22 protein-coding genes are annotated in these 20,474 nt (G+C 41.0%); 15 read left to right on the top strand and 7 right to left on the bottom strand.

What is annotated here, in order from left to right:
- Nucleotides 1–236 precede the first annotated feature (236 nt).
- Nucleotides 237–3,656, bottom strand: a complete 3,420-nt coding sequence (locus tag WG906_RS14000; protein ID WP_339993346.1) for a T9SS type B sorting domain-containing protein — start codon at nt 3,654–3,656, stop codon at nt 237–239.
- A gap of 501 nt (nt 3,657–4,157) precedes the next feature.
- On the opposite strand from WG906_RS14000, the gene WG906_RS13995 reads away from it, so the two are divergent.
- The 6 genes from WG906_RS13995 to WG906_RS13970 all read left to right on the top strand — a co-directional run bounded on the left by WG906_RS13995 (nt 4,158) and on the right by WG906_RS13970 (nt 8,533).
- Nucleotides 4,158–4,568 (top strand): BLUF domain-containing protein, encoded by a 411-nt coding sequence (locus WG906_RS13995; protein ID WP_339993345.1) that lies wholly within the window; start codon nt 4,158–4,160, stop codon nt 4,566–4,568.
- Nucleotides 4,569–4,784: 216 nt separating this feature from the next.
- Complete coding sequence (locus WG906_RS13990) at nt 4,785–5,222, top strand: hypothetical protein (protein WP_339993344.1); 438 nt, start codon at nt 4,785–4,787, stop codon at nt 5,220–5,222.
- Between the two features lie 128 nt (nt 5,223–5,350).
- Nucleotides 5,351–7,006, top strand: coding sequence for a sensor histidine kinase (locus WG906_RS13985; RefSeq protein ID WP_339993343.1), 1,656 nt, complete (start codon nt 5,351–5,353; stop codon nt 7,004–7,006).
- Complete coding sequence (locus WG906_RS13980; protein ID WP_339993341.1) at nt 7,003–7,635, top strand: response regulator; 633 nt, start codon at nt 7,003–7,005, stop codon at nt 7,633–7,635. Before WG906_RS13985 ends, WG906_RS13980 begins: the two co-directional genes overlap by 4 nt.
- Before the next feature lie 113 nt (nt 7,636–7,748).
- On the top strand, nt 7,749–8,072 hold the full coding sequence (locus WG906_RS13975; protein WP_339993340.1) for a hypothetical protein: 324 nt from the start codon (nt 7,749–7,751) through the stop codon (nt 8,070–8,072).
- Nucleotides 8,073–8,347: 275 nt separating this feature from the next.
- A complete protein-coding gene (locus WG906_RS13970; RefSeq protein WP_339993339.1) occupies nt 8,348–8,533 on the top strand; it encodes a hypothetical protein in 186 nt (61 codons plus the stop codon).
- A gap of 748 nt (nt 8,534–9,281) precedes the next feature.
- Here WG906_RS13970 and WG906_RS13965 read toward each other — a convergent pair.
- Together WG906_RS13965 and WG906_RS13960 are read right to left on the bottom strand one after the other, a co-directional pair.
- Nucleotides 9,282–9,578: a hypothetical protein gene (locus tag WG906_RS13965; RefSeq protein WP_339993338.1), complete on the bottom strand. Its 297-nt coding sequence runs from the start codon at nt 9,576–9,578 to the stop codon at nt 9,282–9,284.
- Nucleotides 9,579–10,022: 444 nt separating this feature from the next.
- On the bottom strand, nt 10,023–10,829 hold the full coding sequence (locus WG906_RS13960; RefSeq protein WP_339993337.1) for a class I SAM-dependent methyltransferase: 807 nt from the start codon (nt 10,827–10,829) through the stop codon (nt 10,023–10,025).
- 354 nt (nt 10,830–11,183) lie between these two features.
- Between WG906_RS13960 and WG906_RS13955 the strand changes: the two genes are divergently transcribed.
- The 6 genes from WG906_RS13955 (at nt 11,184) to WG906_RS13930 (ending at nt 16,665) form a co-directional block, all read left to right on the top strand.
- Complete coding sequence (locus WG906_RS13955) at nt 11,184–12,965, top strand: DUF5060 domain-containing protein (RefSeq protein ID WP_339993336.1); 1,782 nt, start codon at nt 11,184–11,186, stop codon at nt 12,963–12,965.
- A 577-nt stretch (nt 12,966–13,542) separates the two neighbouring features.
- On the top strand, nt 13,543–13,791 hold the full coding sequence (locus WG906_RS13950) for a hypothetical protein (protein ID WP_339993335.1): 249 nt from the start codon (nt 13,543–13,545) through the stop codon (nt 13,789–13,791).
- A gap of 135 nt (nt 13,792–13,926) precedes the next feature.
- Nucleotides 13,927–14,217, top strand: a complete 291-nt coding sequence (locus tag WG906_RS13945) for a hypothetical protein (RefSeq protein ID WP_339993333.1) — start codon at nt 13,927–13,929, stop codon at nt 14,215–14,217.
- Nucleotides 14,218–14,238: 21 nt separating this feature from the next.
- The gene (locus WG906_RS13940) at nt 14,239–14,529 is read left to right on the top strand and encodes a hypothetical protein (RefSeq protein WP_339993332.1); all 291 of its coding nucleotides are present in this window, start codon (nt 14,239–14,241) and stop codon (nt 14,527–14,529) included.
- 335 nt (nt 14,530–14,864) lie between these two features.
- The gene (locus WG906_RS13935) at nt 14,865–15,947 is read left to right on the top strand and encodes a metallophosphoesterase (RefSeq protein WP_339993331.1); all 1,083 of its coding nucleotides are present in this window, start codon (nt 14,865–14,867) and stop codon (nt 15,945–15,947) included.
- A gap of 448 nt (nt 15,948–16,395) precedes the next feature.
- On the top strand, nt 16,396–16,665 hold the full coding sequence (locus tag WG906_RS13930) for a hypothetical protein (RefSeq protein ID WP_339993329.1): 270 nt from the start codon (nt 16,396–16,398) through the stop codon (nt 16,663–16,665).
- Nucleotides 16,666–16,880: 215 nt separating this feature from the next.
- Here WG906_RS13930 and WG906_RS13925 read toward each other — a convergent pair whose 3' ends face one another.
- Together WG906_RS13925 and WG906_RS13920 are read right to left on the bottom strand one after the other, a co-directional pair.
- Nucleotides 16,881–17,330 (bottom strand): SH3 domain-containing protein, encoded by a 450-nt coding sequence (locus WG906_RS13925; protein ID WP_339993328.1) that lies wholly within the window; start codon nt 17,328–17,330, stop codon nt 16,881–16,883.
- A gap of 4 nt (nt 17,331–17,334) precedes the next feature.
- The gene (locus WG906_RS13920; RefSeq protein ID WP_339993327.1) at nt 17,335–17,715 is read right to left on the bottom strand and encodes a lipocalin family protein; all 381 of its coding nucleotides are present in this window, start codon (nt 17,713–17,715) and stop codon (nt 17,335–17,337) included.
- A 134-nt stretch (nt 17,716–17,849) separates the two neighbouring features.
- Between WG906_RS13920 and WG906_RS13915 the strand changes: the two genes are divergently transcribed.
- The 3 genes from WG906_RS13915 to WG906_RS13905 all read left to right on the top strand — a co-directional run bounded on the left by WG906_RS13915 (nt 17,850) and on the right by WG906_RS13905 (nt 18,991).
- Nucleotides 17,850–18,260, top strand: coding sequence for a DUF937 domain-containing protein (locus tag WG906_RS13915; RefSeq protein WP_339993326.1), 411 nt, complete (start codon nt 17,850–17,852; stop codon nt 18,258–18,260).
- A 129-nt stretch (nt 18,261–18,389) separates the two neighbouring features.
- Nucleotides 18,390–18,620, top strand: a complete 231-nt coding sequence (locus WG906_RS13910) for a hypothetical protein (protein ID WP_339993325.1) — start codon at nt 18,390–18,392, stop codon at nt 18,618–18,620.
- 41 nt (nt 18,621–18,661) lie between these two features.
- Nucleotides 18,662–18,991 carry a hypothetical protein gene (locus WG906_RS13905; RefSeq protein WP_339993323.1) on the top strand — a complete coding sequence of 110 codons (330 nt, stop codon included), beginning with the start codon at nt 18,662–18,664 and terminating at the stop codon, nt 18,989–18,991.
- Here the strand turns inward: WG906_RS13905 and WG906_RS13900 are convergent.
- Together WG906_RS13900 and WG906_RS13895 are read right to left on the bottom strand one after the other, a co-directional pair.
- A complete protein-coding gene (locus tag WG906_RS13900; protein WP_339993322.1) occupies nt 18,969–19,154 on the bottom strand; it encodes a hypothetical protein in 186 nt (61 codons plus the stop codon). The two genes, WG906_RS13905 and WG906_RS13900, sit on opposite strands and share 23 nt — an antisense overlap.
- Nucleotides 19,155–19,343: 189 nt before the next feature.
- A complete protein-coding gene (locus WG906_RS13895) occupies nt 19,344–20,285 on the bottom strand; it encodes a ThuA domain-containing protein (RefSeq protein WP_339993321.1) in 942 nt (313 codons plus the stop codon).
- Nucleotides 20,286–20,474: the final 189 nt, after the last annotated feature.

Here is a 20,474-nt window from a genome sequence, read left to right as displayed (position 1 = left end):
CGTCTCTACGGATTCAACAATGGACAGGAGTCTCCAAGTATGCAGCGTGGACCGTGAGTGGCGTACTTGTGACTTAGACTAAAGTACAAGATGCTTGGAAGGCACAAGTACTCAGCGCTCAAACCTTTAGCTGCATATTTGCGATTGGCTGCATAGCAGGGGAGATAAACAGGTACGGATGATCCGGATAGAAAATTTTCATTTATTTCTTGGCAATAGCCGCTGCATATGATTGATTACCTTAAGATAGTTAAGTCTCCGGAAAGCGTTTTGCAATCACCATTTAGGCTGATTACATAATAATACGTTCCGGCTGGTAATGGCTGGCCATTCCTGGTTCCATCGAACGCCTTGTAAGCAAGGGCTTTGTACACCAGGCTACCGTTTCTATTATATATTGAAACTGCGCAGCCTGGATACTTTTCAAGACTTTTAACTTCCCAAACGTCATTAATGCCGTCGGCATTGGGTGTAAAGGTGTTGGGAATATCGGGTTCGAAATCACCAAACTCTAAGGGTACGGCTATTTTTTCACTTTCGCAATCACCAAGTTTCCGGGAGAGGAAGTAAGTCGTTTGTGGCTTCGCAACAACAGTAAACTGGCCGGTGGTGTTCTGCTCCAGCGGTTTAAGATCATTACCCTCGTATAGGAAGTAGGAACTTGCGTTTTCCAGATTCGCAACTTTGAAATAGATAATGCTTCCGGGACAAGTGTTGATTGTATTAAGTTGAGGGGGACTCACGGACACACCCGTGTTAGTGATGGATACGGGGGGCGCTGTCATTTCACAACCTGCCTGGTCAATCACTGTTAACTGATACGTTCCAGCCTTTAAGCCAGTTAAATCTAATGAAGTAAAACTTGATGATGTACTTACTTGATTCCATTTATAGTGATAAGGGGCTTTCCCTCCCGTAACTCTTATCCCGTTTATACTTCCTTTCCCCTGACCACAATTATCGGGGTTTATACTAAGAAAGTCGGTAATAATTTCCAGAGGGAGTAGCCGGCCAACTATAACTTCCTTAAACAGTGTTTCGCATCCCGAGTCGTTTACAAAGAAAATCTGGTAAATTCCCGGCTTTAAACCTGTTGCCTGGGATGTGCTTGCTATAAGGTGTTGGTTTTGATCGATAACTTTGATGTATGCAGGCCTGGTTGACGGGCCAAAATCTATGTCTATCGAACCGTTATCAAGACCACAACTGGCATTGCTTACCATGGTTGTATAGTCGCTATAAGTAACGGTATTAAATTTAACAGTAAAAGCGCTGCTGGTTTTTGTACATCCAAACACATTATTTACTTTCAGACGGTAAGTGCCCGCGGAAACCCCGCTCAATTCGAGCTGAGTTCCTACGACCTGCGAATTTTCATCCAGCCATTGGTAGGTATTTATGCCCGAGACCATCAGACCTTTAACAGAACCAGTATTTACATTGCAAGCAGAAGGGGCGACTATGGAATTCGATTCGTTTATTTCGATCATGCTTGGATCTTCGATATTGAATTCTGATGATTCTGTTACGCCGCAACTGCTTTGGTCAGTAACTTTTAATTTATAAGCACCCTTAGGCAGGTTGCTGATGTCTTTCGTAGATCCTATGAGTGTGCCGGTTTTGTTGTACCATTTGTAAGATATAGTTCCCGTGCCATTAACGACCAGTCCCGAGATGGATCCATTTGCAAGGTCGCAGCTTGCATTAGTTATATGAACTTGTTTATCGTCAACGCCTGGTCCTTCAGAATTTATCAGTGTATACGGTCCGAAATCCTTTGAACAACCGCTGGAGTTGATAAGTCGTAGGGTATAGGAGCCGGCCGGAACATTTTTCAATTCCCGTTCCCTGCTTATTTCATTGCCATTAGTATCAAGCCAATATAAACTGGAATACCGCCATGGATAAACATCTAAAATAGAGCCTCCATTTCCGCACGCCGGATTTATAAACTTCATTAAATTTGAGGTAATGGAAGGCCTACTGTCATCAACCTGCACCCACTGAGAATATATTATACAACCAAACTGCTCGGCCTTCATTCTATATTTGCCCGCCGCAAGTTGGGAGATATCATGGTTTGTGCTTATGACGTTTCCTGCTTCATTCAACCATTCCACCTTTTTTGCATTTACAGTAAACGTGCCCTCAATTTTTCCATTTGGCGAATCGCATGTTTGAGGTGTAACCTTAAAACTGCTCTGTGGTGACGAGAACATGTAGATTCGAGGGTCAGAAAACTCCGAGGACACCTGGTTTAGTGTTGCAGATGCCATAACAGAGTAACCATTCTCCATGGTGCCGGTATACTTCCAGTTACCAGCAGCATCGGCATATACTGTAGTGAAATATCGTTTGGGCTGACAATTTGTGCACTCCGGATCGGTGTAATATAATTCAACCTTCGCTCCGGCTTTTGTTCTGCCAGCTACATAGGTTTCCGTTTTTTCATCCAGGAATATGTCCAGAGGCTTATTAAATGGGCCTGTGTTATAATACAGGAATGGGATATTCGGATTGCAATAAAATGAGTTATGACTTAGTTCGAGCTTATTAACGTTTTTTGCAGCAACCGCGCCTTCAAATCTTTCAAAGTAGATATCACTGTTAGTATTAGTGATAATATTACCTTCTGAGTTGTTGGTGCCTCCAATTAATACCCTTCCATTAATGTGAGAAAGATATAGGGCATGGCTTTGAAAAGGAAGTTGCTTGGTTTTATCGCGGGAAGTTCCAAAGAAGTTTTTGGTAATCCTGATGTTTGCGTTATCAAAGCCTGCCAGTGTTAATGACGAACCGAAAACGTTTTCAGTTACTTCGATATCAGAGATTCCGGGATGATTAAAATTCGCATCTACGGAGATGTGAGTATAAATTGTATTCCTTGCTACCGTTACACCGGGCCTCTCTTCTTGTATGTTTGCAGTAAAAATATTGTTCTTGATTAAATAAAATATATTTTGAGTGACTAAGCTGCCAACAGCAGAAACGTAGAACTCCATTTTTCCATAAAAAAGGTTGCCTTCAGCCGGGCTATGACCGCCCAATATAGCATTGTAAACACGTACTAAGTAAGACCATGTTAATATACCCGTAGCGATGTCGATGCCATTCTCTTTTATACCAAAGTAGTTACTTTGAGCAACAAGGTTTTGTATCGAGCCGCTCACATGAATCCCACCAACGTTATAGAAAACATTTCCTTTACCCGGTGCGCCGAATACGACCTCTGTGGCGTTGCCTGTAACATTAATCGCGGGAACGGATACGGTAGTAAAAGTAGTTTCCTTATTGAAATTGCGGATAACAAGTCCATACATTTCAACCCTTGCAATATCCCCGACTTTGAATATTGCCTGATTTCCCCAGGGTATATACAAATAGTCGCTCCCGTCAATTATCACTTTTGCGCCGTTTACAGAAGCGTGAGACCCGGCTTGCGAAGACGCATCAATGATTACACTTGAACTTATAATAGGAAAATCTGAAAGGATTTTAATTGTATGCTGCTCAGGGAGAATTCCCGGTAGATTGAATTGGATTACGTCAACTTCGCTGTTGCCATTAGCCGATGCTCTATTCAATGCCTCCCGCATAGAACCGACACCTGCATCATCGGTTGTGCTGACGATGAATATCTCAGCCTGTGCAGCCAAATTAAATAAAAGAAACATCAGAGATACAAGGCCCTTTAGGAATAGTATTTTATTCCTCAGACAAAAGCTGGTCACGTAAATGCTAGAAATATAATAGCTAAGGTATAATTTCTTTTCAATACTCTACAAACTAGCATTACTTCGCCCTTTCCTTCCCCGCAGAATCTCCTCCTTCAGAGAGTCTGCGGTAGACAAAACTTTCTTGTACCTTTAATCCACTATGCCTGTCAGAAGAACAATCTCAGAATCTATTTTATCATTTCATCTGTACGCGTTGGCAATCGCTATTCTCGCTTCATCCTCGTTGCAAACGAGGACGATCCAAGGGGATTGGTCGTTTATTTGCCCAGATTCTTAACAGATACTCCAGGCTCTTTTCTATTCAGCTGCAAACAAATAGGCCTGACCAAAACATTTTGACGAAAATTTATATTCATTTAGCGGATCTAATGTCTTAATATAGCTAAAGATTTTATCTATAGAGGTGTAATTCTTTGTTTTATGTATTTTCTTATATACCGCAGTGAAGCAATAAATCCAATGAGCGAATCAGACCTGAAGTCTCTTTTGACTCAATCGCGTCATCGAAACAACAGCTTGGATATTACAGGTATGCTCCTGTATTTCGACAATAAATTCCTGCAATTGCTCGAGGGAGACGAAGAGCAGGTAAAATTGCTTTATAAAGCAATTTGTGCCGACGACAGACACAGGCATGTGACTATGTTGAAAGATGGACAGGCGGATAAACGATTATTTCCGGGCTGGTCAATGAGCTTCAGAGTTGTTTCTGACGAAGAATTGGCTAACGAACCTGGCTACAAGGACATTTATACCCCCGGAAGTAGTGGTGCATTGGATTTGGTTTCTCTTTTTAATTTATTACGTGGTAAAAGCACTGTGAAATCTTAGATAAAGACTAAATGTTAATTTGCTACGGTGGTTATCAATACTAGAAGTTGTTTAAAATTTCATAATATTTTTGAGGCTGATTTCTGCCACACGAGACCTGTGATTAGGACAGGTCCTAATCGTTTACCCCCTAATCGTCCTCGTTTGCAACGAGGATGCAACGAGGTCTGCGAATTTTTCGCCCGTTTTATTCTCATCCAAAATGAATTTATAAATTTGGAAGACCCTCAAGCATCATCATTTCGCTGGAGAGATGCGAAGAACCGCATCGAATATCAGATTTCCTGCGGGATTTTAAAAGCATACATCAAAAACATTAGCGAACGCTGTGCTCACGACACCAGAAGCAGGAGGGAGTGGCTTATGGATAAGTTGGCTTTTGCAGCAAGAAGGAGCGGTCGGGCAGATCATTATAAAATCTGGCGGGATGATAATCATGCAATTGATTTGTCTGGTTTGGACGTAAGAGAAAAGTTTGCGTATACGCATGATAATCCGGTTCGGGCAGGCATTGTGGAAAGAGCCGAAGATTATCTGATGAGCAACGCGAGAGATTATTCAGGAGAGCCCGGCTTGGATTGTTTAAAGAGCTATGCAATCGCTGTTCTCGCTTCATCCTCGTTGCAAACGAGGATGATTACAGGGACAGCTTAGTCCGAAATATCCAGTTAGCGATGTCGTTTTACACATTGCAAATCCGTATAATTACGCGTTCGAAAAGCTCATTATAGTAAACGATCAGTAATAGGTTTATTAGACCACCTGTTTTTAATAAGATTTTAATGAACATAAAAACACTAATACTAATTATGATCAATAGTTTGATCGTATTGGTGATCGCTTTGTTGTCTTTTTCGTTTTATGAACAGTTTTCAAGTGTTTTGAACGATCGTATTTTAATGCAGTTAAATTCAATCGAAACCCTTGAAAGTATTCAGATAGAAAATCTAATAAAGGCGGAATGGGAAAGTCTTGAATCATCTGAGGGGTATAGCGAAAATATTGATAGTGCTACTTTCGTGCTTCCGGACAGTATAAAAATGATCAGTGGAATCCATGATTTTACTCCTTATCATAAGGATAAAAAACCAACTATAGGTTTTATTTTAAATACCCAAAAAGGCAGAAAGATCAAAGTTATAGATTACAGCAATATTCAAAAAATTCTTTTGGAACGAACCGGTATGGGCGAGAGTGGAGAGACCTATCTTGTTGGCGATGATTTTCGAATGCGTTCTGAATCTCGTTTTTTTTCGAATAAAAAACCTTATGATATTATTGTAAAAACGCAGGGGGTAATCAGTGCGTTAAAAGGGATCAATGGGAGAGATATTTTTAAGGATTACAGAGGTATTCCGGTTTATAGTGTCTACAGTCTTATTCAAATTTCAAATCTAAAGTTGGTCATTCTCTCTGAAATTGATGTAAGTGAGGTTACGAAGCCTTTAGAAAAATTGAAGTTAAGGCTTATGAGCTTAACTCTTATCATTTTTTTGGTTGCTGTTACGCTATCACTTTTCCTAACACGAATTATTATTGATCCGATAAAGAATATGCGAAATAGCCTGAGAGTTATGGCTAAAGGCGACTACAATCAAAGCATCGAATACAAAAGAAGTTCAAGTGAAATAAAAGAAATGTTCGATGCGCTATCGAACCTGAAAGCTTCTTTACAAGGTGCTGTAAAATTTTCTGAGGCAATCGGCAATATGGATCTAAAAACAAATTATGAACCTAGCAGTGCCAATGACGTCCTTGGAAAAAGTCTTCTAACGATGAGAAATAAGCTCATCGATTTTAAAAACAAAGAAGATAATACCAGAATAATGGCAAAGCGTCTGTTGGTGAGTGGTTTGGAAAACGAAAGGCGCCGACTTTCGAGAGAGCTTCATGATGGTTTGGGCCCGTATTTAACTTCTTTGAAGTATTATATCGAAAATAACGTCGAAAATGAGTTGAAGAAAACTGAAATGAAAAAAATAGTGGATGAGACCATTTCCGAGATAAGGTCAATGTCGAACGCATTAATGCCTGCTTCAATAGATGATTTTGGAATTGGCGTAACACTAACAAACTACATCGAAAACTTAAAAAAATCAACCAGTATAAACATCGAATATGAAGATTTAACCAAACAAGAGAACTCTAATATTTCTGATCATCAAGGGATCAACCTCTTTAGAATAAGCCAGGAGCTAATAAATAACTCACTGAAACACTCTAAGGCTAAAAACATCCGAATTACACTTTCAGAATTTGATGAGTTTATTTCACTTTTCTATTTTGATGATGGTTCTGGTTTTGATGTTAACACTGTTAAACTAGGTTCTGGAATCACAAACATTAAAGAGCGGGTAGACATTTGCAATGGTAAAATTACGATTAATGCTTTACCCGGAAATACAACTTTCGAAATTGAACTACCCATTGAACTATGAATGAGATCAAGTTAATAATTGCTGATGACCATGAGCTTTTTAGAAATGGGCTTGTAGAGTTACTTAAAAAGCATGACGACATTAAGATTGTTAAAAGTGTTGCTGATGGTTTTGAGTTTATGAACGTAATAAAAGAGGAGGTTGATGCGGATATTGTTTTGCTGGATCTTACCATGCCAGAAATGGACGGTTTTCAGGTTTTAAAAGAATTAAAAAACTTAAACGCTAAAATAAGACCTATTGTGATTTCCATGCACAGTGCCGGTAATTATATTGCAAAATGTGCCAGGATGGGCGCTTACGGGTACCTGTTAAAGAATACCGATGAATCTGAACTGATCTTCGCAATTAGAACTGTATACAAAGGAAAGAAGTATTTTAGCGCTGAAATTTCTGAAAAAATGATAAACTTTATGTCTGCCCAAAGCGTCAGTGAAAATGTTTTATCAAAGAAAGAGACCGAGGTGTTGGGACTAATTTCTAAGGGCTTGACCACGAAAGAAATCGCTGCCAAGTTGTTTGTGAGTTCACGCACAATAGAAACCCATCGCACTAATATTCTTAAAAAGCTTGAAGTGAAAAACACTGCCGAGCTCATTAAAAAAGCCACTGAAATAAACTTAATCTAATTCGTTAATTCAACACCATCCGTATAAATACGGATACAAATAGGGTAAATTCACATATTACCAAAGCCCTGTCATCGACTGTAGATTTGTTTATGAACAATAAAAAAACAGTCATGAAAAAGGCAACATTAATTTTAGGATTGTTTGTCGTTTCATTTGGTGCGTTGGCACAAGACAAAAGCGAAGTAAAACAAAGTGATCTGAAAGGTCCGGAATATAAAAATTTTAAACATTGGATGCACAGAGCGGTGCCAACAAAAATACAGTCGGCCACCTCTGTAGAAACACTCCAGGGGCCGGCATATAAGAACCGTCAGCCGGGGAGAGCTACTTCAAATGTAGAACAGAGCTTAGTGACCACTGGTGGCAATGAACAGCAGAAATTGAAAGGTCCTGCATACAAAAACTACAATCATCATTTCAGAAGACCAAATTAAGGATCGTTGGTTCCGGCCTCTATTTTTCAGTCTTCGCCCTGGTTTGGCGCAAGTATGCAACGCTGACTTGGGGGCTGGGTACTTGTGTCTGACCTACTGAATGTTTTTAGATAATCGGATACTGGTTTTTCGTGCAAAAATGCAGCGTTGTCTGTGAGTGGGGTACTTGTGACTTAGACTAAGGTACAAGATGCCTGGAAGTACAAGTATCCGTTCTAGCCCAAGCTGTATTTGCAGTGTGTCCCCGTTGCTTCTTTCTTTAAGTCAGATTGCAGTTGATACCGGTTAGACAGGCAGATATAAAGGTGCTACCTGGTAAACCAGCCAGGGACAAAGAAAGCGATGAAGTAAAGGCCCTTAAAGCAGCTCTTGCCGAGGCAGAGCTTAAGGTCAAGGCGCTGGACACGATGATTGATATCGCCGAGGAACAGCTTAAAGTTGATATCAGAAAAAAGCCCTAATCGTCCTCGTTTGCAACGGGGATGCAACGAGGTCTGCGAATTTTTCGCCCGTTTTATTCTCATCCAATATGAATTTATAAATTTGGAAGACCATCAAGCATCATCATTTCGCTGGGAGATGCGAAGAACCGCATCGAATATCAGATTTCCTGCGGGATTTTAGAAGCATACATCAAAAACATTAGCGAACGCTGTGCTCACGACACCAGAAGCAGGAGGGAGTGGCTTATGGATAATTGGCTTTTGCAGCAAGAAGGAGCGGTCGGGCAGATCATTATAAATCTGGCGGGATTATAATCATGCAATTGATATGCCTGGTTTGGACATATGAGAAAAGCTTTCGTATATGCGCGACAATCCGATTCAGGCAGACATTGTGGAAAGAGCCGAAGATTATCTGATGAGCAACGCAAAGAATTATTCAGGAGAGTCGGGTTTTTAACAATTGAGATTGTTTAAAGAGCGATGCAATCGCTATTCTCGCTTCATCCTCGTTGCAAACGAGGACGATTCAAGGGAACGTGAGGCAATATCTATACACGTACATACTTCAAAAGTTGTGAGCTATTTCATCTGCTCTCATGCTCCTTCACTTAACGACAATAAATTTATTATTTGAAATCAAACATAGGAGCTATATTAGGGTAAGACATCCAACCGCCGTCACTATAGCTAGGTACTACCTGATACGTAAGAAATACGTAGGATAAACGTAGGATGGATACACCTACACTATAGCTAAACGAAGCTAAGAGCTAGTATCACGCTTTAAGAATTCCTGCAAAGCCGCATTATATACCCGTTTCCCTTTCGGCAGCTTCTTTTGATATTCCGCTTTCTTTACCGGGTCGTGTATAATAGAACGGGCATAAGCAACAGCTTCAGCAAAGCGGCTCTGTTCCTGTTTTTGGAGGTCGTTGTACTTAACCCCGCTCATATCAGGATATTTGCAGATTACTGTTTTCTTGCCGTATTTTTTAACTACTATGGTTTTGCCAATGCTTCCTTTGGCGTTTTGCAGGATGAGGTTTTCGGTAGTTGCCATAGTTAAAGATAGAGAAGCTTTAACTATAAATCAAAAGTTGAAATTTCGTTTACCAAACTCTCATGCTGGCGCACACGTGTCGCGTGTGTATTTTGGTAATTTTCCGTTGCTTTATTGCTTAAATCTATACCACTATACCTTGAGTCGGAAATATCCTAAGTAAGCTTCGTTACCGTAATCTGGATTGGTGCACCATGCCGAGTCATGTCCGGTAACTGCTGGCGTTGTAACTGAAGCCTGGTACTGGCAGTATTCAGGCGCAGGTGATTATTCAGGTGGCAAGGGATTCATAGAAATTGAATATTTATAAAGCACACGCGACACGCGTGCGCGAGCAAGGGGAGAAAGGAGACTCTGCGAAATAAAAAGATTACTGGCTATAATATATTTTAGTTTTTTTGTCTTACCTGATGCACAACTAACCAATTGATCAATCATCTATCTTTAATCTTTACGCAGTATAACAACAATATGACGAGCTGCTTTTCGGCCAAATAATCGCCCTATGCCATTAAATGCTTTTGCCAGCGGAATGCTAGTCAGCATACTGCGCAAAGTACTTTCCATACCAGTCTTTTTTAATAAAGATTCTAGCTTATACCATAACTTGTCATATAAGAAAGTTATTCTTACTACTGATAATGGGCTCTTACGAATTAATTGCTCATAGGCCCCGAATTCTTCTCCCTTATTAACTTCGGGCATTAAACAATCAGTAAGAATAGCAATACCGCCTTTTTTAAGCACCCGATAAGTATCTTCCAATGCTGCTAGTTTTTCGTCATCAGACAACCACCATCCTGCAAGACCGTCACAAATTGTAACCACATCAAAACTGTCTGCCTCAAAAGGAAGTCCGGGTGTCGTCGTAACAAAATATTCTATTCTGCAGTTGCTTTCTTGTGCTATCGGATCACACTTTTGCTTGCAGGCTTTTATTGCCGTTAAGGATATGTCGGTAGCATAAATCGTTTTAGTGGATGGGATTAGCAATTCTGTCATTAGTCCTTTACTGCAACCTAACTCCAGTAAAACTTCGGGAGCATCATTGTACTCGCGAATTTGCTGAACTGAATAGATGTGCCGATATAATTCGCCTGCCCGTTTGCTGTAATCCCAGGGTTCCCCGGTATTGTTATAAGCTGTTTCAAACCAATTGTTAAAATCGACACCATCATAAACATTTATTCCATCAGAAACTGTATCGGGGAGAGTTTTTAAATTAAGGGTGGTACTTGAAGAATTACTCATTCGGTATAGTAAAATAGAGAAATGTATAAATTGTTTTAATTGAAGCCGGAATTCAAACCATTTACGTCAGAATTATATGCCTAAATATAAGCGTAAAAGTTTGCACTTATTGTCCAAAGGGTACACAATTTAGTTTACACAAATAGCTTTATTTTAAAAATAGAATGTTGCAGTAATAAGAATGTGATCAACATGAAATAAAATTGCTTAAGCGAATAGCAGTTAAAAAGGAGGTTTATCAGAAGACAACTGAAATTGAATTATCATCTTTAGGCGTATGCACATCTTTTTATAATAGGCTTCAACGAGTGGCTTTTATTGGTTTGTTGTAATATACCCGATCGCAGTTTTTTAATGTCTCTCATCATCGCTATCTTTCCTGCACAATTAAAATCCATGCGCCGCACACTTTCCAAAACTTGTCCTCCCTTAAAATATTGGATGTTTATTCTTACCTGCCTGGCCATTTCGCTAAGCAGCTACAGCAGCCAAAAGAAAAATGAAACAAGTACAGCCGTAAACCGGTCGAAACTTATCGGCTTAACAGAGAAAGTTGGCCGGTACCGGACATTCGAAGTGAGTATCACTAACAACAAAAGCTATGAAAACAAATTCACCGACGTGGAATTACTGGTTCAGTACCAGTCACCATCTGGCCGGCTTGTCGATTTTCGCGGTTTCTTTGATGGAGATGGAGAAGGCTCTGGCAACCAAAGCCTGGGCAATGTTTGGAAAATGCGCTTCATGCCCGATGAATTAGGCACCTGGAACTATGTGTACCGCTGGACAGATGGCACCGCCGGAGGAAAGGGCAGCTTCCTCTGCACAGCGCAGGGACAGGGAAAAGGCGTGTTGCAGGCTTACACTAAAAACCCGAGATGGTTTGCGTACAATGGCACAGAGCCTGTGTGGCTAAAATCCTATTACGAAACCGGCCACGGATCTATCGGGCAGGACTTCAACTGGATTGTAGACAATGTATACAATAAGTTCAAGGAGCATGGCTATAACCATCTTCAGGTTAACTGGTTGCTTTCACTTTGTTGTTTCAAACAGTATTATCTCGACGGGCCGGCTCCGCAGACCCTTGACCTGGCACTCTACAGGGAAGGAAAGGCGACGAGCACCATGAATTTCGACGTTTGGAAACGGATGGAGCAGCATCTTTCCTGGCTAAACGATAATGGAATTAATGTACACATGTTCCTCGGAGTGGATGGGAGCAGGAACGAGGGGCCAGCCTGGGAAAAGCTATCTGTGGAGGAGAAAGATTTTTTTGTACGCTATATGACGGCCCGGCTTGCTCCATATGCTAACCTTGCAGGATGGAATTTTGTGTGGGAAGTAGATGGTAACCGCGAGAGCCATGAGTTGGGGTTTACCCGATTGGTGCAGAAATATGATGTTTTCAACCACCTGCGCACGTATGAAGACGAATTTCCGAGAGAAAATCATTATAGTCTTCCGGAGTATACTTTTGCAGCCATTGAGAACCATCAGATCGCTTCGCCCGACAAGGCAGAAGAGCGCCCGTTGTGGCGCGATGCCTGGACACATCACATGGCTTGTAAGCTCGGTTACAGAGGGAAGCCTGTTTTCATGTCGGAAGGAAATGCCCTGTGGCGCAGGTTCTGGCACGACCGTGTGAATGCCACACAAGACGATCTGCGTCGTTCTGCCTGGGCATGTGCAACAGCCGGAGCCTCTTTTACTTGGAATGGTCATGCCAAAGAGTACGAACTGTATGCCGGAGGCGAATCCGGACTGCCTTTCAATGATAAGAATCCATTTACCGCATCCGAAAGAGCAATAGATATCCTTGCACAAATAATGCGTAATGATGTTCGCTTCGAGCGGATGCAGCCCAGCGACGAACTTCTTTCAGAGCACCAAACTCTTCGCGTTTACGCCCTTGCCGAACCTGGAAAACAATACCTCGTATTCGCGCCCGAGGGAGAGAATTTCGCCTTGACGCTTGAAAAAGGCAGCTACACTAAAAATACCTGGGTTGATGCAAAAACAGGTCGAAGAAAGCGAGCTGCAGCAGTGCAGTCTGCCGGCCCCGAAAAGCCTGTTCAGTTTAAAGCTCCGGATTCCACTACTGATTGGGTTTTGATACTGAAAGTGGGTTCGTGATCGGTTTATTCCGCTGGGAAGGCAGATCTGCCTTCCCAGAGTCTCCTCCTTTAGATATTCTAAAAAAGGTTAGCTATGGTTGTTTATTTACCCATCAATTTGCGGTAAATGTTTTCAGTATTTCTTGTTTGAAAATAATTAAAAATAGTCCTGTGAGACTGAAAGCGGCCATCAGTGAAAACCCAACTTGCTGTATTTGTAACATCGCTAAAATGGAAACAATAGCTATGTATGTTAAAAATATCCCTGTCATTATTATGATTGGCCGATATTCTTTTATTATACCTGGCACCAATAAAATTAGGATAAGTAAAGAGCTGGTGCCATTGTATTTACCGCCGAACGCAAAGCTGCTAAATACAGGAAAGAACGCAATAGCGAGGAGGAGAAGAATTAAAGGAAGCGTAATCAGGTAGTGTTTAGGGTTCATATCTAAAATTAAACAAATTTTTCAGGATCATATCAGGGAAGTTTAAAAAGAAAGATCACTCTGCTCTTGTGGAAATGTTACCAACAAGCCGATGACGGGACTAAGGCCTTGGTTCGCGTTCTCACGAACCAATAGATAGCGGCTTACATGACGGTGGAAATAACCCGTTACTCTCTTAAAAGATTTACGGGAGGAATTGTAATTGGTTCGTTGGACATAAACCAAGGCGTAGTTGAACAAAAGTTGAACTATATCCACGAAAACGCCAGCAGGGGAGAAGTCAGGCTGGTTGATAATCCGGAAGATTACGAACATAGTTCTGCACGATATTATAAATGGTTGAGAAAGGGAGAGTACCTGTTAGAACCTATCTGGAGTTGCAACATATTGATTTGACAAAGATTGTAGCCCCGCAGAGCCCCTGAAAAAGGAGACTCCCCGGAAAAAAAAAGTTGTATATTCGGTGTCATACCATCATCACCAAAGTACAACATAATGTTTGTATAAGCCTTATCATCAAATAATTATACCATGAAACCGAAATTAGCATTACTTATCCTCGTCTTTATGACTGGTGGTGGCTGCTCATGCGATTGTGAAGATTACCCTGACTATTTCGATATTACAGGGATGAACACTGAAGTGACACACCTGGAAACCCGTCTCGGTAATCAGCAGCCTGGCGAGTACTTATTAGAAGCTTCAGCAACGGTAGAATTTGATAAGATTTACATTTACCTAAAGCCTTCCGTGTCTTTTTACGGAACTCGGAACAAGACCATTAGCTTTTCGTTTGTCAACTCTGCTTACGCCTGCAGTTGATCTGAAGAATTTCCTGGCCAGTTGGGATCGGTTGAACAGGTTTCAGATATTAAGATTTTCAGTAACTCACCTTTCCGAAATGCGGGTAATCCATCAGAGTTGTTAAATCAGTATTTTGAAATCGGATGGGGAGAGACGTTTAGTGATATCGATGCCTTTGTGGTAACAAAGCCAAAGTTTTCTACCCGCAGTATTAAGCTGAGGTTAAAATCGAGACCAGATGGGGCATCAACACATCAATTTACCATCCACTATAAACAAGCAAACGGCGAGTCTTATAGCACCACCACTCAGGAGATTATGTTTAAATAAGCGCTTAATGCGGCCGTATTGATATTTTCACGGCCTAGTTCGTGTCCTCAGGACCAATAAATAGCGGCTTACATGACGTGGAAATAACCCGTTACCTCTCTTAAAAGATTTACGGGAGGAATTGTAATTGGTTCGCGGTACACGAACCAAGGCGTAGACTGGGAAAAAAAGCTTTGATAAAATAAAATTAGTAATTTTTCATCCGCAACCTTCATCATCTTGTCGTCCAGATTCAAATATCCGGTCATCAGGATGTTCATTTAATTAACTTTGCTTTGCTGTTGCACGCGTGTCAGGTGTGCACTTCCTGATAGCAGCGTAACAAACGGTCACCTATGCGGAATTTTTTAAAACGAATACTTCGTAAACCCGTCAGTAAACTTGCTGACCGCTACGCCTCAAGGCCCGACAAAGAACTGGTTCATACCGCTTTGACAGCTTTATATAAAAACATCCTCACCAATCCCGGAAAGAAAGGCTTAATAATTCCATTACCAGAATCCGGCAGATTTATTATTTTTTCGGATCACCATAAGGGTGCAAAGGACGGTTCTGACGATTTTTCATTTGCTGAGAGAAATTATATCGCTGCCCTTGCTTATTATGAGGAACAGGAATTTTATCTCATCAGTCTTGGCGATAGTGAAGAGCTCTGGGAAAATAACATATTAGCCGTCAAAAAACACAATACCAAATCTTTTGAATCTGAGAAGCATTTTCTTAACCGTAACGCATTCATTAAAATTTTCGGCAATCATGATCTGTATTGGGATAACGATCCGCTGGCACAAGTGATGCTTGAAGGTATATATGGCAGGACCGTAAAAATTTATGAAGCTGCTATCCTCCAAACTACGGCTAATGGACAACCTTTAAATATTTTTCTCACTCATGGGCACCAGGGTGATAAACAAAGTGATGGCAACTGGTTCAGTAAGTGGTTTGTATCTAACATTTGGGCACCCTTGCAAATGTATCTGGAACTAAATTTGAATACCCCGGCTGATAATGTCCTTTTAAAGAGTACGCATAACCAGTTTATGTATGATTGGGTTGCACCTCAGAGAAATGTTCTATTAATTACCGGGCATACACATCAGCCTATATTTTTATCACTTACTTTTCTGGAAAGATTATTTAGAAGACTGTTTGTTGCAAAACAGCAAAATAACAAGGCTGAAATTGAAGACTTGGAGGCTCAGATTAAATTTAGGAAAATTAAGGAAGAAAGCACAACAGACTATTCTGCATACTATCCTAACTATTTTAATACCGGCTGCTGTTGTTATAATGATGGAGATATTACAGGAATTGAAATAGAAGGCGGTTATATCAGATTAGTAAAATGGGAGTATAATGAACACGACGCACCCACAAGGATTGTGCTGGAGCAGACTCAAATAGCAGCACTTATATAGTTGACGAAATTATAATTATTGATTAATCAAATTGCTCGCAGACTACCCTCTCTGCCTTCGGCATCTCTCCCGGAGGGAGAGAAAGGCTGTCCCGCACAAAGGGCTTTAGCTTTATGACGCTTTAATCAGAACTTACCGGAACAAACTTTCTTAAGTTAACGTAATTGGTTCGTGGAACACGAACCAAGGCGTAGGATTAGTAAAATGGGAGTATAATGAACACGACGCACCCACAAGGTTTGTGCTGGAGCAGACTCAAATAGCAGCACTTATATAGTTGACCAGATTATAATTATTGATTAATCAAATTGCTCGCAGACTACCCTCTCTGCCTTCGGCATCTCTCCCGGAGGGAGAGAAAGGCTGTCCCGCACAAAGGGCTTTAGCTTTATGACGCTTTAAACAGAACTTACCGGAACGAACTTTCTGAAGTTGACGTAATTGGTTTGTGGGACACGAACAAGGCGTAGGGGTAAGCACCCGCGATCGTCAAACAAGCACCCGCAATTATAATGTAAGCACCTGCGATCATCAAACAAGCACCTGCGATTATCAGACAAGCACCGTCACTCCTCAGGCAGGCACCTGCGATCATCAGACAAGCACCGTCACTCATCAAACAAGCACTGTCACCTATCAATCCAACACCCCTAGACTATCAGCCTTACCAATGTCCGGGATCGATAGAACAATATCAACCAGCCTGGTTTTTGTGTAAGTGTTCATGATTTCTCAGGTCACAAAGAACCTGTTATACATCATCCTATCAATAAGATGATTGTCCGGGCAGGTTTATCACCTGTACCACTGTTGAATGGATAGATTTGTTGAGATTGTCTAAAGTGCGATGCAATCGCTGTTCCCGCTCCATCCACGTTGCAGAGGGCGATTCAATGTTCGTGCTACGCACGAACCTGAACGGATAAATTATATTCAAAGATCCTTTAGATAATTTTTAGAGCAGAATCCTTCTATACCGGTATCTGTTTTAATATAATACCAATCGTTATACATCCTCTTGATCAGCTGTACGGTAGAGTTATGTGCAGCTTTACCTACAATTTCATATTCGGTGCCGGGGCCTGAACGTACATTGAGATTAGACTCTGCAGTCGCCACCTTCATTTTAATATTCTTCGCTGTTAAATCTTCCATTTCAAGAAGATTTTTCACAGAAGTAATTCCCGGCTGAGTTTTCAAAGTTGCAATTGCCTTTTCCGCTGTTTGCATGTCTGGTACGGTGCCAGAAACTGTTAATTGCCCGTTCGCGTTAGCTACTTTTAAATTTTGCACTGTAACACCTGCTTTTTGCAGAAGAGCGGTATAATTGTTCACCTGCTGCTGATTTACGACAGCTTTATTTACTTCATCAAATAGTCCCATGGCCTTATTTTTTTGCGATACATGTTAAGGTATTACCGTCATTCTTTAGAATCAGTTCGTCGTCGGATAATTTTTCGACAGTATACACCGAATTACTTTTTCCGGCTTCAGAAATAGTTGATAGATTTTTACCCTCTTTATCTAAGGTGTAGGTTCCTCTATCTGCTCCGATGCCACCAGAAGATGTATAATGACCATCAGTTGTGAAAGCCATCTCAGAACCGGCCAGCATTTGAGATTTTATAGAGTCTGGTAAGGCAGTAGAGGTCTCCACATTACTCACCTGCCAGGTTTTAGCAAGCTGTTTTTGATGGTTCTTACCGCAGGATGCCAGTACAAAACCCAATATGCAAAGCATAGAAATACTATTTTTTAACTTTTTCATTTTGATGTAGATTGTTTAAAAGTAAACGCAATTATTATCTGCTTGTTTATTATAGTTAGGATAAAATTTATGTTGAAACAGGAGACGTTTACAACTGTATTTATACATACTATTTACTTATAAATGTGCGAATTATGTTTGATCAGATTTTAGATCTTGTAAAGGATCAACTTGGAAACAACCCGGAAGTTTCAAAAAACCTTCCCGGTGAAAAAACTGAAGAGGTACACAAGGAAGTTGCCAGTCAGATTAACAACGGTATAAAACAGCAAGCGGCAAGTGAGGGTATCGGCGGACTTTTGTCAAAATTGCAAGATGGCTTTCAATCCGGAAGCTCACTAACCAATGCCATACAGGGAGGAATTGTAGGTGTTTTAACAAGTAAACTGGGGCTGCCTCCCGCAGCTACAGGAGCAATTGCAGCAGCCCTTCCGGGCCTGCTTCAGAAATTTGCACGTAAAGCGAACGACCCTAATGATGATAGCATTACTCCGGAAAGTATAACCAAATCTTTAGGTGGCGGATTAGGAAATCTTTTTAAATGATCTTTAGTGTTCAGGCTATACCACATGGCTTGAACGCTTTTTATTACATTCTGCTCGTTACTTCCCCGCAGAGTCTCCTCCTTCAGGGACTCTGCGGTAGACAAAACTTTCTTGTACCTTTAATTCACTATGCCTGTCAGAAGAACAATTTACGAATCTCAAGGAATCTATTTTATCACATTCACCTGTGCACGTTGGCAGAAGCTGTTCAAGCTAACCAATAGCTATGACCTGGTTTACAACTGGTTCAATTATCAGATAAATCAAGGCCATTATATCATCGGCTATACGATAATGCCGGATCACGTACATGCATTAATAGCCTACAGAAATTCCGGCAAGAATATAATTCTATCGTAGGAAATGGCAAGCGCTTTATCGCATACGACTTAGTCGAGCGATTGAAACAAGGTGGTTTCAGTGATGTCCTTGAATCACTCAGTGGCTGGGTGAATCCTACCGATCGAAGTCGAAATAAGAAACATGAGGTGTTCGAACCATCATTCGACTGGAAAGAATGCAATGATGAGCGCCTGGTTGAACAAAAGTTGAACTATATCCACGAAAACGCCAGCAGGGGAGGAGACAGGCTGGTTGATAATCCGGAAGATTACGAACATAGTTCTGCACGATATTATAAATTGGGTGAGAAAGGGAGAGTACCTGTTACAACCTATCTGGAGTTGCAGGATATTGATTTGACAAAGATTATAGCCCCGCAGAGTCCCTGAAAAAGGAGACTCTGCGGAAAAAAAATATTGCTGCAAGCATTACAAGTCCCGGAGCTACTTCATCTTCCGGTGGGGTTTTATCGAGAATGAGGAACTTAAACAGCAAAAGGAAACCGGCAAAACCTGAAATAAAACCGATGATGATTCCTGTTTTGTTTTTCATGATGATGATGCGTTTACAATCGTTTTGAAGACAAAGCTAAATTAATGATTTGACTGTTATTTGTAATCGAATGCCGTTCGCTTTTCAAGAGATCGTTTACGATAAATTCGAGTTGGTCGGGAGACACACAAGAGCGGACTGAATTCAGAAAATGATAAGGCCACCACGTATGTTCTTAAGCTTATGCATTTATTCTTTGCCTGAATTAATAAATTCATTCTCGTTTCTAAGACTTATTGATTCTCTTGAAGGAAATTCAGCCGGTACCGGATAAGTTACTTTACCTGTTGCCAGCCATTCAGCAGCTCTTATCATTGTTGTTTGAAAACCAACACAACGATAAGCCGGCGGATAAATTTCTCCCCGCCCGAGATGTCCCATACTTGAGTTGTAAACACGTCCTTTGCCATAGCTAACCACCCACTCTACGGGCCAGTTTCTTTGGGTGGCAGTACTGTCAAATGCGTAAGACAAAACCGTAATATTTTCTGCAGTTCCTCTTGGATAATTATATACTTCTGTGCTGGCAGTCTGCCACTGTTCCGGATAACCTTTGTTAATGGGATGTGTATTTAGCGACTGGATAACAGCATTGAATTTCTTGCCATGACTAGTGCTTTTTCCTTCATTCGGAGGTATACGAACTATGTTTTTTGCAGCATCGATCTCCAGGGCATAGCCAGTGGAACGCGGCCTCCAGCCCATGCCGATCATCTTATCATATTCTTTCCAGTGAGGAAATGCATTATTACCCGAATGAAGTATATATAAACCACCGCCAGCTTTCACATATTTCTCTAATGCTTGCTCAGCCGGCAAAGGCCAACGTAAAGATGCGTCATGAATATTATTGGTATTCTGAATAACAACCGCATATTTTTTAAAATCAGGTTTCCATACCAAGCGATCACTGCTGACGGAGGGGATTGTGGAAATGTCTACCCTAAACTTACCGGTTTTTTCTAATATCATTTTTGTGACGGCTGAGGTTTGTTTCCAGTCATGGTTACTAAATCCGTCAATAATTAACACACGAATGGCCTGTTTTTTTTGCGCACACAAGTTCATGGCAGAAAAAAACACGGTGCCCAAAAGCATTACATAAAATCGCATGGCAAGCAATGGTTTCATTTAATCCTGTTCTTTTTTTAATTAACATTAAATTATGTCCGTGTGGATTCACAAATCCCATTCCGGCCGTGCTTCAAAAGTAATGCAATTGCGGATATTAACCTATGGCTGGTGATGTCACTATACTACAACAGTATACTTTTATTTCAGCTTTAAATCGTGGCGAAAACTTGCCAGCAAACTATCGGC

The organism is Pedobacter superstes (assembly GCF_037622515.1).
GTDB lineage: Bacteria > Bacteroidota > Bacteroidia > Sphingobacteriales > Sphingobacteriaceae > Paradesertivirga > Paradesertivirga superstes.
The sequence above is the reverse complement of the archived record's forward strand: the minus strand, read 5'-3'. Positions and strand labels throughout refer to the sequence as shown.

What these genes read in the sequence shown, in the direction of transcription:
- WG906_RS13915 (WP_339993326.1), top strand. Translation starts at nt 17,850, where the DNA reads ATGTTTGATCAGATTTTAGATCTTGTAAAGGATCAACTTGGAAACAAC.
- WG906_RS13910 (WP_339993325.1), top strand. Translation starts at nt 18,390, where the DNA reads ATGCCTGTCAGAAGAACAATTTACGAATCTCAAGGAATCTATTTTATC.
- WG906_RS13980 (WP_339993341.1), top strand. Translation starts at nt 7,003, where the DNA reads ATGAATGAGATCAAGTTAATAATTGCTGATGACCATGAGCTTTTTAGA.
- WG906_RS13995 (WP_339993345.1), top strand. Translation starts at nt 4,158, where the DNA reads ATGTATTTTCTTATATACCGCAGTGAAGCAATAAATCCAATGAGCGAA.
- WG906_RS13895 (WP_339993321.1), bottom strand. Translation starts at nt 20,285, where the DNA reads ATGAAACCATTGCTTGCCATGCGATTTTATGTAATGCTTTTGGGCACC.
- WG906_RS13945 (WP_339993333.1), top strand. Translation starts at nt 13,927, where the DNA reads ATGAAACCGAAATTAGCATTACTTATCCTCGTCTTTATGACTGGTGGT.
- WG906_RS13935 (WP_339993331.1), top strand. Translation starts at nt 14,865, where the DNA reads ATGCGGAATTTTTTAAAACGAATACTTCGTAAACCCGTCAGTAAACTT.
- WG906_RS13925 (WP_339993328.1), bottom strand. Translation starts at nt 17,330, where the DNA reads ATGGGACTATTTGATGAAGTAAATAAAGCTGTCGTAAATCAGCAGCAG.
- WG906_RS13965 (WP_339993338.1), bottom strand. Translation starts at nt 9,578, where the DNA reads ATGGCAACTACCGAAAACCTCATCCTGCAAAACGCCAAAGGAAGCATT.
- WG906_RS13955 (WP_339993336.1), top strand. Translation starts at nt 11,184, where the DNA reads ATGTCTCTCATCATCGCTATCTTTCCTGCACAATTAAAATCCATGCGC.
- WG906_RS13900 (WP_339993322.1), bottom strand. Translation starts at nt 19,154, where the DNA reads ATGAAAAACAAAACAGGAATCATCATCGGTTTTATTTCAGGTTTTGCC.
- WG906_RS13920 (WP_339993327.1), bottom strand. Translation starts at nt 17,715, where the DNA reads ATGAAAAAGTTAAAAAATAGTATTTCTATGCTTTGCATATTGGGTTTT.
- WG906_RS13975 (WP_339993340.1), top strand. Translation starts at nt 7,749, where the DNA reads ATGAAAAAGGCAACATTAATTTTAGGATTGTTTGTCGTTTCATTTGGT.
- WG906_RS13985 (WP_339993343.1), top strand. Translation starts at nt 5,351, where the DNA reads ATGAACATAAAAACACTAATACTAATTATGATCAATAGTTTGATCGTA.
- WG906_RS13960 (WP_339993337.1), bottom strand. Translation starts at nt 10,829, where the DNA reads ATGAGTAATTCTTCAAGTACCACCCTTAATTTAAAAACTCTCCCCGAT.
- WG906_RS13950 (WP_339993335.1), top strand. Translation starts at nt 13,543, where the DNA reads ATGACGGTGGAAATAACCCGTTACTCTCTTAAAAGATTTACGGGAGGA.